The following is a 12,316-nucleotide window of genomic DNA, read 5'->3' on the forward strand; positions in this document are numbered from 1 at the left end:
TTAATTATAATTATACTGATTCTAAACAGATTATCTTTTCTGCCCCTAATTTAGACTTAATTTGTATTGTATATTTTTTATACAAAAATCAGTTTCCAGCCGTATATTTGTATTGTTCAAGTAGGTCAGGTATTATCAAACTTGATCTTTACTATTGGAATTAAAACTTACAGATATGAAAGATTTATTAAAACTAAAATCTTCTTTAACAGAGGAAATTGAAAATATATTAAATGCTCAAATTAAAGTTGAAGCACACTCTTCATCATTATATTTAGCAATGTCATCTTGGTGTGACGACCAAGGTTTGGAAAATGCTGCTGAATTTTTTGCTAAGCAATCTAATGAGGAAAGAGAGCATATGTTGAAGATATTTAATTATATCAACAATAGAGGCGGACGTGCAATATCTCCTGAAGTGACAGGCATACCTTCTGATTTTGACTCTTTCCGAGGAATTTTTGAATCTGCATTAGAGCAAGAGATGTTTGTAACTGAGCAATTTAATAACATCGCTGATAGATGTATGAAAGCTAAGGATTATGTTACTTTCAACTTTTTACAGTGGTTCTTATCGGAACAAGTTGAAGAAGAGTTTGTTGCAAGAAGAATTTTAGAATTGTTTGATGTAATAGGTGAAGAGGGTACTGGTCGTTGGGAAATTGACAAACACTTAATCAAGGTTGCTTTTTCAGGTGAATAATTAATTTATTCTAATAAAAATAAAAAAAGGTGGTTTATTTTAAATAAACCACCTTTTTTTATACAATAATTCAATATTGCTCGTTATGGTTGTGCAGAATATTGTGTATATTAACATATTAATAGAATAAGTTGTTTTGATGTCGGATAAATTCGAAATATCAGGTAATAATCATAAGATCATTTTATTTATCATTCTTTTTTTTGCAGCAAATAGGGTTGAAGCTCAAATGCAAAAGAAGGAAGTGTATGGCTTTGTTGTGGACAGTGAGGGTCAGCCTCTTGCTGGTGTTAATGTACGATTGACAACTTCATTGGACACTGTTATGGCAATAACATCTAAAACAGGGTTCTATAAATTTTTTCAAGTAAAGGGCAGTAACATTCGATTGAATTACAGCTCCCTTGGATTACAGATCGTAGACCGTTCTTATCCTCAATATAATACCACTGATCGCGTAGTAGCAGAGACTATCATATTAAAACCTCAAACTTCGGTTTTAAAAGAGATTGTCATTAAGAAATATAAGCCTATAACATTTAAAGAGGACACTGTACAGTTTAATATGGCAGCATTCCAATTTGATCGACGAACATTATTAGAAGATGCTTTAAAGCAAATTCCAAATTTTCAAGTTTCCAGAGATGGTTCTGTATATGCTTTTGGAAAACCGATTACTTCAGTACAAGTGGATGGTAAAAAATTTTTTGGTGGAGATGTACTTACAGCTACTCGAAATCTTCCTGCAGATTTCATTAAAAATATTCAAGTAATTGACTTTTATGGGGATGAAGCTAATGCGAAAGGGACAAAAAGTGGCAATTCAGAGAAAATTTTAAATATCATTTTAAAAGAAGATAAAAAGAAAATCACTTTCGGACAGGTGACGGGAGGACTGGGCAATCAAGATCGGTATCTTGCTAGTGCTGGTATTAATAAATTTAATGATGGACAAGAGTTATCTTTTATCGGTTCTATTAACAACACTAATACCAATTTATTTTCTTTTGGATCTCCGAATGGTGGTGGTTCTCGGGACCGGGTCATGGGTGAATTGGCAGACTTTGCAGATCCTACAGATGGATTTAATAATGTCGGATCTTTGGGAGCTAGTTTTTCAAGTAATTTAAGTGATAAAATTTCTGCCTTTGGAAGATATAGTTTTACAAATGCAAAAAATACAACTAAAGGAAACTCCTATTTGCAATCAGTGTACGGTTACAATACAATCAGTAATTTAGAAGATTACGTAACAAAGACTGTCGATAATACCCATCATATGAATTGGGGTTTTGATATAAAATTATCCGATTCGGATATGTTAAAAATATCACCAACATTTTCTTGGAGTAAATCGAAAGGTGATGAAATTCGTGATCGCTATATTAAAAATAGGTTGATTACCAACAAGGGAGAATATGCTTCTGAAAATAATAGTACAAGTCCAAATGCAGAAATAGATATCTTATATGCTAAAGTCTTTAAAAAACCAGGAAGAAAAGTAGTATATAACTTGCATTTGGGTTATAATTCTCTTGAAAAAAATGAAAATATCGTTGATCAAAATACGATTATCGACAGTACATTAAATGAGATCAATACAAAGAATACTTTTTTGAATCAATTTGTTAAAAGTAATAATCAGAATCAAGATATAAAAAGTTCACTATCAATTATAGAGCCTGTAGATAAAGGTGGTGTTCTGGAATTAAATTATGATTTTAATTATACTGCAATTGATGCTAGGCGTTTAGTTCATGAGCGGAATAATGAACTCAATGAATTAAACCGGATTGATTCGCTTAGTTTAAGCTATGATTATGCATTTTCATCCAATAGAGTTGGAATGAAATATCAACAAGATATTTTTACCAAATTTAAGTATAATATTGGTTTTGCTGTTCAACCGACAGAACTTACGGGATATTCCCGTGACAAATCAATTAAAACTTCATATAGTAATGTCAACTTGATACCAGCGGCGGGTATAAAATGGAAATTTAATGAAAATTCTGATTTGTCTATTGATTATTTAGGTAAAAACAATCAACCTAATTTCTATCAGATTCAGCCAATATTAGATAATACAAACTCCCAAAATATCATCGAAGGAAATCCGGATCTAAGAGCCGAATTTGCAAATCGTATTTTAGCAAAATATCGTAAATCGATTGTTACCAAGGGACAGTATTTTGAGGGTAGTCTTGCGTATAATTTTGTCTCGGATAAAATTGTTTCTAATCGGAGTACGGTTTTAAATTCTACTGCACAAAAGACCACTTTTCTAAATACTTCTGGTTATTACGATATTAAGGCTTATTATCTATTTACTGCGGCGCTTTTTAACGATAATATACAAATGAGTCTGAACGGCAATGCAGATTATTATAACAACGTTACGTATATCAATGATAGGCGCAATGACGGAGGACATTTTTTATATTCGCAATCACTTCAATTCCGCTATATGTTCAATGATTTATTTGAAGCAGAACTTAATGGTAATTACTCTTTAAACAAGGCTTCTTATAAACTACCTTTTAATGATCAGATAATTGCACATACTGGTGTTCTAGGATTAGGTTCGAAGTGCTATGTAAGTGAACATAGTTCTTTTGGTGTAGAGGTATCCCAAAGACTAAACGCGGGATATTCTTCCTCGTCTTGGACAAATATTAATCCGACAATTATTAATGCGTACTTTGAATATACTTTTATGCGGAACAACTTAGCTATGCTTCGTATCCAGGGTTTTGATCTCCTAAATCAAAATTCAGGAATTACGAGAGATGTAATCGGAAATGATATCTTAGATGTCCAAAATGAAAGATTGTCGCGTTATTTTATGGTTTCTCTAAATTTCCGTTTACAAAAATACCCTAAAAAATCACAATGAAAGCAGTTATTATAACAAAATTTGGTGGGCCTGAAGTTTTAGAGGTGCAAGAGGTCAATAAGCCAGCATGTACTGGGTATGAAGTTCTGATTGAGGTTAAGGCTGCAGGAATGAATCGGCCAGACGTTTTTCAAAGGAAGGGAAATTATACAGCTCCTGATGGTGCCCCTGCTGATATTCCAGGCTTAGAAGTAGCTGGAGAAATTGTGGCAATAGGAGATTTGGTACGTGAATGGAAGATTGGAGATCAGGTTTGCGCGGTCTTATCTGGAGGTGGTTATGCTGAATATGTCTCTGTTGATCAGGGACAATGTTTGCCTATACCTAAAGGTTTTAGTTATGTTGAGGCAGCAGCCTTACCTGAAACCTTATTTACCGTTTATCATAATGTATTTAAGAGAGGGGCTTTGAAATCTGGTGATCGTTTTTTAGTTCATGGCGGAAGTGGTGGTATTGGATCTATGGCAATTCAATTGGCAAAATTATCTGGAGCAAAAGTATTTGTTACGGTAGGATCAGATGCTAAAGCATCATACTGTAAACAAATAGGTGCGGATGTTGTGATCAATTATAAAAAGCAAGATTTTGAGGAGATCATTGGTAAAAATCAAATTGATGTTTTACTGGACAGTATTGGTGGTGATTATTTCGCGAAAAATATAGAAATATTAAAGGAGGATGGTCACTTAATTTATATCAATGCCATGAAAGGTGCGAAAGTAGAATTGAATCTTTTTAAACTCATGCAAAAACGCATTTACATATCTGGAAGTCTCTTGAGAAGTAGAGATATAGCATTTAAAAAGGAGGTGCGTAACGAAATTATTGATCATGTTTTTCCTTTGTTGCAACTGGGTTTATTTAAAACAAATATATTCCGAACATTTAAACTTGAAGATGCGCAAATAGCTCATGCTATATTGGACTCCGGAGATTTTACAGGGAAATTAGTTTTCGTATTTTAGTAGTTTCGCGAGATCTCTCTTTGATATTGCAAAGGAGTAAAACCAGTTGCATCTTTAAAGTACTTATGGAAACTTACAAAGTTTTGAAATCCGCTTTCAAAGCAAATCTGTTTGACATTTAGTGTCCTTTCGGCCAATAATCGGCAAGCATATCCGATACGCATTTCAATAAGATATTGAAATAAGGTCTTTCCAGACTTGGTTTTAAAATAACGACAAAATGAATTGGTCGTCATACCAGTCATGGAAGCAATATCTTCAAGTCGGATTTGTGTTCTATAGTGCTGTGTGATATATTCCATAATTACGGTCATTCTTCCAAAATCTAGATCTTGCCGGTCGATAGGATAATTCTCACTTGACAATAGATGATACGCTTCTGACTCTGCAATTAGGGTTAAAACTTCTATTAATGCAATTATTTTAGTTGAATTTTGACTTTTTAAAAGTCCTTCTATAAGAGATTGTGCTGATTCTAATATTGTTCTATTTAATTGAATTCCTCTTTTAGATTTTTTAATTAAATTCTTTATTTTATGATTTTCAGGTAGATTGAAGAATTGCTCGCCTAAGAAATTTTCTTTAAAATGAGCTACTCTGATATCTGCTGATGCGGCATTGGGGCCATTCAAATATTGGCTATCAAATAGCCAATAATGTGGTAAATTGGAGCCGACCAAAACAATATCCCCGCTTGAAAAATTGTTAACACTGTCACCAATGAATTGGGTACCAGCCCCTTTTTCAAAATGTATTAATTCTAATTCTTCATGATAGTGCCATAGATTATGATTCTGTGGTACAATATCATTTCTTACACTGAAAGATTGTACATTGCTGTTATTGACTTTTAATAGCTGAGGCTTCATTTATTAATAAATATATGCACATTTTTTGATTTACTAGCATGATGCATGATAATATAGTTTATTATTTGGGTAAAATACTTAAATTTTGTTTCATTATTTATTCTTTATTTTACATAAACCAATGATAAATTATATTCTATATGTCGATCAGTAAAAGTAATAAACTAGCAATTGTTCTTGTAACGTCCTTATTCTTTTTTTGGGGATTTGTTCATAATCTAGATCCAATTTTAATTCCACATCTGCGTAATGCATTTAGTTTAACGCATTTACAGGCTTCTTTAGTTGATTCGGCTGTTTTTATTGCATATTTTTTACTGGCTATCCCTGCAGGTATAATCATGAAAAAATATGGTTATAAATCAGGTATTTTAATTGGCTTGATACTTTTTGCTATAGGTTGTTTTCTTTTTATACCAGCGGCGAATCAGATCAGCTATGTTTTCTTTCTAGGCGCATTATTTGTAGTAGCTTGTGGATTGACTATCTTAGAAACTGCAGCTAATCCTTACGTAACGGTATTAGGGGATCCGAGTAAGGCTACTCAACGTTTAAATTTTGCTCAATCTTTTAATGGTTTAGCGGCATTTATTGCTCCCATTCTCGGCGGTAAGTTTATTTTAGCAGAAAAACCTAAGTCTGATACTGAAATAGCTGCTATGACTGAACAGGTTAAAATTGCCTATATTCAAGCAGAGACTGCAACAGTAAAAGGACCTTATTTGGTTTTAGGTTTAATTATATTGATTGTAGCAGCTATTCTTTTTTTTACAAAGCTTCCTGATATAAAAGATGACGAAGGGGAGCAAAAGTCTGGCTTTTTTCATGCGTTAAAACATAGGAATGTAAGATGGGGTGTTATCGGTCAATTTTTTTATGTTGGTGCTCAAGTTTGTGTATTAAGTTTTATGGTTTTGTATGCCACTGATGTTGCAGGCATAGCTCCTTTGAATGCTTCAAAATATGCAAGCTTGGCTGGTTTATCATTTATGTTAGGTCGCTTTGTTGGTACATTTTTCATGAAATATATTAAGCCTTTAACATTACTTATTATCTATTCAATAATTTGTATCTTATTGTCATTCATTGTGATATATGGTTCTGGTGAAGTGACCGTTTATGCTTTAATTGCGGTTGCTTTCTTTATGTCAATCATGTTTCCAACTATTTTTGCAGTAGGTGTTGAAGGTATTGGAGCAGATACAAAGTCAGCGTCGAGTTTAATCATCATGTCAATTGTGGGCGGGGCAGCACTTCCTCCAATACTGGGATTAATTTCAGATAAAACTGGGGATCTGCAGCTTGGATACTGGGTACCTTTAATCTGTTTTGTCGTGGTATTGTTATTTGCATTAGCAAATAGAAAATCAAATAATCAAATTGTAAATTCTACTCATGAATAATAGTAATATGAAACAGTATACGTTTGCTCTCGATTTAGTGAATGATCCGCAGCTCATAATGGAATATGAAAACTTTCATCGTGCTATATGGCCAGAAATTGAAAGTTCAATACTAGAAGCTGGAGTCACAAAAATGCAAATCTTTAGATTTGAGGATCGATTATTTATGATTATGGAGGTAGATGATTCTTTTTCTTTTGAGAAAAAAGCACATATGGATGAGCATAATCCTAAAGTTCAAGAATGGGAGCAGTTAATGTGGAAATATCAAAGTGCAATTCCAGGTGCAAAGGAAAATGAAAAATGGGTGTTAATGAATAAGATATTCGAATTGAAAAAATAAAATGATAAAGGATAAGAAAACATATTTGCAGATTCATCCAGATGATAATGTGTTGGTGGCTTTACAAGATTTGCCTCAAGGGACCGTGATTGTATGGAATAATAGCAGTTTTGCATTATTGGAGCATGTTGCTGCTAAACATAAATTTACCATTCATCCTTTGTCAAAGGACGATGAGATCTATATGTATGGGGTATTGGTAGGAAAGGTAAATTTTGATTTAGAAACGGGGTCATTAATATCTACGTTGAATTTAAGACATGCTGCAGATGATTTTAAATTAAGTAAAAGGAATACTTCTTGGAATAAACCAGATGTTAGTGTTTTTAAAGATCGGACTTTCAATGGTTTTCATCGTTCTAATGGTACTGTTGGTACAGCTAATTATTGGGTAGTAATTCCTTTGGTTTTTTGTGAAAATAGAAATGTTCTGACCTTGAAAACTGCTTTTGAAGAAAAGCTCGGTTATAAAATTAAAGCTAATGATTATAGTTCGGAGGTAGACGAGTTGATACGTTTGTATCATTCAGGTGCTGATGTATCGCAAATTATCGCTCAAGATTTGAGCGCTTCTGTTGGTCAAACTAGTGATCACAGACTATTTGCAAATGTAGATGGTATTAAGTTTTTAAATCATGAAATGGGATGTGGTGGTACAAGAATGGATTCAGATGCACTATGTGGACTGTTGGCTGGTTATGTAACGCATCCAAATGTAGCTGGAGCTACTATTCTTAGCTTAGGTTGTCAACATGCTCAAGCTTCGATTTTGCAAGCTGAAATCGCAAAAAGGGATCCACTGTTTGACAAACCTTTGTATATTTTTGAACAACAAAAAGAAGGTACTGAAAAGGAGTTAATGCAAAAAGCTGTTAAATCAACTTTTGCAGGGATGATGGAAGCGAATAGATATACACGTAAGCCTGCTTCTTTGGATAAATTATGTATTGGATTAGAGTGTGGGGGGTCAGATGGTTTTTCTGGTATATCTGCTAATCCAGCTTTAGGTTATCTTTCTGATATGTTGGTGACATTGGGTGGTTCTGTTATTTTAGCAGAATTCCCTGAGCTATGTGGAGTAGAACAAGAGCTCAGTGATCGGTGTGTAGATGAAGCTACAGCAGACAAATTTATGGAGTTGATGCGCGTATATAATGCAAAAGCAGAAGCCGATGGGTCTGGTTTTTATATGAATCCTTCGCCTGGAAATATACGTGATGGGCTTATTACCGATGCTATAAAATCTGCTGGGGCAGCAAAAAAGGGTGGGACATCTCCTGTAACAGCAGTAATTGATTATCCTGAATTGGCCAATAAGCCTGGCTTAAATCTTTTATGTACTCCAGGAAATGATGTTGAGAGTACTACAGCGGAAGTGGGTGCTGGTGCTAATATTGTTTTATTTACGACCGGATTGGGTACGCCAACTGGAAACCCTATTACTCCAGTAGTAAAATTATCTACAAATACTAAAACATTTGAGAAAATGTCTGATATCATAGATCTTAATTGTGGAACAATTATCGAAGGAGATGAGTCCATTGAGGAAGCTGCTCATCGCATTTTAGATTATGTGATTCAAGTAGCGAGTGGTGAGGTAACTCCTAAAGCAGTTCTCTTGGGTCAGGACGATTTTATTCCCTGGAGGAGGGGTGTATCTTTATAAGATAGGATGAGCTATCAGATTGCCTTATATGTAATATACAATTTGAAATTTTAAAAAAGATAGCATTTGAAAAGTTAGATTTTCGATTATCAATTTTTTGCTGATCGAAAATTAATATGTTAAACACAATAATATGTCAAAATTAGAAAACAAAGTCGCTATAATAACCGGCGGTGGAAGTGGAATAGGACGTGCCATGAGTTTGCTCTTTGCTGCAGAAGGTGCTACCGTTCATATCTTGGATTTAAATGTGGAAGGAGCACAAGATGTTGTGACGGAGATATCAGCTGGTGGAGGAAAAGGATTTGTCCATAGTTGTAATGTAAGTCTTCAAGAAGAAGTTCTAACCATAGTAGATCGCATTGGTAAAATTGATATCTTGGTCAATAATGCCGGTATAGCACATATTGGTAAATTAGAAAATTGTACAACAGAAGACTTTGAACGTATCTTCAATGTAAATGTAAAAGGTGCTTACAACGCTTTGTTTGCCGTAATCCCAAAAATGAAAGCAAATGGAGGTGGAGCTATTTTGAATTTAGCATCGATTGCTGCTTGGGTAGGTATTAGCGATCGTTTTGCATATTCAATGAGCAAAGGTGCTATTTTTGCTATGTCACTTTCTGTCGCTCGTGACTATATGGCTGATGGAATTCGCTGCAATAGTATTTCTCCTGCTCGTGTGCATACACCATTTGTTGATGGGTTCATTAGTAAAAATTATCCAGGACAGGAAGCAGAAATTTTCGAGAAACTATCTAAAAGCCAACCAATAGGCCGTATGGCACAACCAGAAGAAATTGCAAAGTTGGCTTTGTTTTTATGTAGCGATGATGCCGGTTTTATCACTGGAAATGATTATCCAATTGATGGTGGTTTTATTAAATTGAATAATTAAGAGTAAAATAACGGAGAGGCTTTTGAAGTCAGGTTTTATAATAAAAGATTAAAGATATGAAATTAATACGTTTTGGAGAGCAAGGCAAAGAGAAGATTGGGGTGCAGATCGATGGTATAAATTATGACACTTCTGCTTTTGGAGGTGATTATAACGAGTCATTTTTCGAAAATGATGGTTTAGCTGCCTTAGAGGAATTTGTAAAAGCAAATTCAGGTAAATTAATTCCTATAGCCGATACAGAAAGAATTGGAGCTCCCTTTGCAAGACCTTCAAAAATCGTTTGTATTGGATTAAATTACAAAGATCATGCTGAAGAGACTGGAGCATCAATTCCTGCAGAACCTATCATCTTTATGAAATCGACTACTTCTTTGTCAGGTCCTTACGATAAGGTGATGATACCACGGGACTCTGTGAAAACAGATTGGGAAGTAGAGTTTGGTATTGTGATAGGTAAAAAAGCTTCGTATGTAGATGAATCTGATGGTCTGGATTATATAGCAGGTTATGTGCTTCATAACGATGTTTCAGAACGTGAATATCAATTAGAGCGTGGTGGGACATGGGACAAGGGAAAAGGTTGTGATACATTTGCACCTATGGGACCATATTTGGCTACTAAAGATGAAATTAAGGATATTAATAATGTCAATATCTGGTTGAAAGTTAACGGTCAGATGTATCAAAATGGAAGTACAAAAAATTTAATTTTTTCTGTTCCATTTATTGTTAGTTATGTATCTCAATTTATGACGTTGTTACCAGGTGACGTAATCTCTACAGGGACACCAGCAGGTGTTGGCTTAGGCTTTAATCCTCCTATATATCTAAAGGCTGGTGACATCATTGAATTGGGGGCTGATGGATTAGGGGAGTCGCGTCAGGAAGTAATCGCTTATTCGCGTCATTAATATCATTATTATGCGTATAGATGCTCATCAACATTTCTGGCAGTATGACCCCGGTCGTCATAGTTGGATTACGAACAAAATGCACGTTTTAAAAAAGGATTTTCTTCCATTAGATCTAAAATTTATTTTAGAAAAAAATGAATTTGACGGCTGTATTGCTGTACAGGCAGATCAATCCGATCAAGAAACTAAGTTTTTAGTACAACAAGCAAAACAACATCCTTTTATTAAAGGGGTGATTGGTTGGGTGGATTTGCGTGCGGTTAATATTGATGAGCAATTGCATCAATATAAAGATGAATCACTTATCAAGGGTTTTAGACATGTTGTGGAAGGAGAAGAGGATCCGGACTTTCTAATACGTGACCATTTTCTCAAAGGCGTTGAATTTTTATCAAAGTATGGTTATACTTATGATTTATTAATTAGACCTCGTCATTATGCTGCTGCTTTAAGATGTGTTCAAAGTAATCCAAACCAAATATTTATTTTAGATCATATCGCTAAACCGCCAATAAAATCACGCGAATTTGAAGAGTGGGCATTATTTATTGAAGAATTAGCTGTTTTTTCAAATGTGAGTTGTAAAGTTTCAGGTTTGGCGACTGAGGCCGATTGGTCGAGTTGGCGTTTGGATGACTTTAGCCAATATTTAGGTCATGTATTTGATACTTTTGGTAAAGATCGTATCATGTTTGGTTCAGATTGGCCTGTATGCTTGTTAGCCGCTTCTTATGAAGAAAGTGTTGCCATTGTTGCATCTAAATTAGACGCATTTACTAAAGTTGAAAAAGAAGCGTTTTGGGGGATGAATGCATTTAAAATTTATAATTTATAATATGAATCTAAATTTAAAAGATAAAGTTATAATAGTTACAGGAGGAGCAAAGGGTATTGGTAAGGCAATTGTTTTGGGTCTAGCTCAAGAAGGTGCTATCCCTGTGATTGTTGGCCGTCGACAAGTGGATAATAATCTTGTCAAACAAGAAGTAGAGGCTCTTGGTCAACAGGCGTATGCAGTGCAAGCTGAACTTTCAGATCCAAAAGATTGTGAAATTGCAGTTGCAGAAACACTTAATCATTTTGGTCGCATTGATGGCTTGGTCAATAATGCTGGTGTGAATGATGGAGTAGGTTTGGCATCCGGAAATTACGAGAAATTTGTTGCCTCTTTACATAAAAATCTTATTCATTATTATTTAATGGCTCATCATGCTTTAGATGCTTTGATCGTATCTAAAGGAAGTATTGTCAATATTACTTCAAAGACTGCTGAGACAGGTCAAGGAAATACATCTGCATATGCCGCTTCTAATGGAGGTAGAAATGCATTAACGAGAGAATGGGCTGTAGAACTGCTCCCATATCAGATTCGTGTCAATGCCATAGTGGTTGCAGAATGTGCCACTCCACAATATGATACATGGATACAAACTTTAGACAATCCAATAGAGACTTTAAAGAAAATTACAGATCGTATACCTTTAGAGCATAGAATGACTACTGCTGAAGAAATTGCACATACTGCATTATTTCTTCTGTCTGATAAATCAAGTCATACTACAGGGCAGTTGATACATGTTGATGGTGGTTATGTACATCTTGACCGATCAATTATTGCCGAAAAATAAGAGAATAAATAAAAAGGGCTTTTAATAA

General features: G+C 34.5%; 11 protein-coding genes. 10 read left to right on the forward strand and 1 reads right to left on the reverse strand.

The annotated features are described in order from the left end of the window. Window positions 1-175: 175 nt before the first annotated feature. The 3 genes from C8N37_RS18195 (at window position 176) to C8N37_RS18205 (ending at window position 4,564) form a co-directional block, all read left to right on the forward strand. A complete protein-coding gene (locus C8N37_RS18195) occupies window positions 176-703 on the forward strand; it encodes a ferritin (RefSeq protein ID WP_108160238.1) in 528 nt (175 codons plus the stop codon). Between the two features lie 139 nt (window positions 704-842). Further along, a complete protein-coding gene (locus C8N37_RS18200) occupies window positions 843-3,599 on the forward strand; it encodes a TonB-dependent receptor (RefSeq protein ID WP_108160239.1) in 2,757 nt (918 codons plus the stop codon). Next, window positions 3,596-4,564 carry an NAD(P)H-quinone oxidoreductase gene (locus C8N37_RS18205; protein ID WP_108160240.1) on the forward strand — a complete coding sequence of 323 codons (969 nt, stop codon included), beginning with the start codon at window positions 3,596-3,598 and terminating at the stop codon, window positions 4,562-4,564. Before C8N37_RS18200 ends, C8N37_RS18205 begins: the two co-directional genes overlap by 4 nt. Here C8N37_RS18205 and C8N37_RS18210 read toward each other — a convergent pair. Next, window positions 4,561-5,433, reverse strand: a complete 873-nt coding sequence (locus C8N37_RS18210) for an AraC family transcriptional regulator (protein ID WP_108160241.1) — start codon at window positions 5,431-5,433, stop codon at window positions 4,561-4,563. The genes C8N37_RS18205 and C8N37_RS18210 overlap by 4 nt on opposite strands. 140 nt (window positions 5,434-5,573) lie before the next feature. On the opposite strand from C8N37_RS18210, the gene fucP reads away from it, so the two are divergent. The 7 genes from fucP to C8N37_RS18245 all read left to right on the forward strand — a co-directional run bounded on the left by fucP (window position 5,574) and on the right by C8N37_RS18245 (window position 12,288). Further along, window positions 5,574-6,836 carry an L-fucose:H+ symporter permease gene (gene fucP, locus C8N37_RS18215; protein WP_108160242.1) on the forward strand — a complete coding sequence of 421 codons (1,263 nt, stop codon included), beginning with the start codon at window positions 5,574-5,576 and terminating at the stop codon, window positions 6,834-6,836. A gap of 7 nt (window positions 6,837-6,843) precedes the next feature. After that, a complete protein-coding gene (locus C8N37_RS18220) occupies window positions 6,844-7,179 on the forward strand; it encodes an L-rhamnose mutarotase (RefSeq protein WP_108160378.1) in 336 nt (111 codons plus the stop codon). A 1-nt stretch (window position 7,180) separates the two neighbouring features. Continuing rightward, window positions 7,181-8,845, forward strand: coding sequence for a UxaA family hydrolase (locus C8N37_RS18225; RefSeq protein WP_108160243.1), 1,665 nt, complete (start codon window positions 7,181-7,183; stop codon window positions 8,843-8,845). A 133-nt stretch (window positions 8,846-8,978) separates the two neighbouring features. Then, a complete protein-coding gene (locus tag C8N37_RS18230; protein WP_108160244.1) occupies window positions 8,979-9,743 on the forward strand; it encodes an SDR family NAD(P)-dependent oxidoreductase in 765 nt (254 codons plus the stop codon). Between the two features lie 56 nt (window positions 9,744-9,799). Then, the gene (locus tag C8N37_RS18235) at window positions 9,800-10,657 is read left to right on the forward strand and encodes a fumarylacetoacetate hydrolase family protein (RefSeq protein WP_108160245.1); all 858 of its coding nucleotides are present in this window, start codon (window positions 9,800-9,802) and stop codon (window positions 10,655-10,657) included. A gap of 10 nt (window positions 10,658-10,667) precedes the next feature. Then, window positions 10,668-11,495, forward strand: a complete 828-nt coding sequence (locus C8N37_RS18240; protein ID WP_108160246.1) for an amidohydrolase family protein — start codon at window positions 10,668-10,670, stop codon at window positions 11,493-11,495. Window position 11,496: 1 nt separating this feature from the next. Beyond that, the gene (locus C8N37_RS18245) at window positions 11,497-12,288 is read left to right on the forward strand and encodes an L-fucose dehydrogenase (protein ID WP_108160379.1); all 792 of its coding nucleotides are present in this window, start codon (window positions 11,497-11,499) and stop codon (window positions 12,286-12,288) included. Window positions 12,289-12,316: the final 28 nt, after the last annotated feature.

The sequence above is a fragment of the Sphingobacterium faecium genome (assembly GCF_003054045.1).
GTDB lineage: Bacteria > Bacteroidota > Bacteroidia > Sphingobacteriales > Sphingobacteriaceae > Sphingobacterium > Sphingobacterium faecium.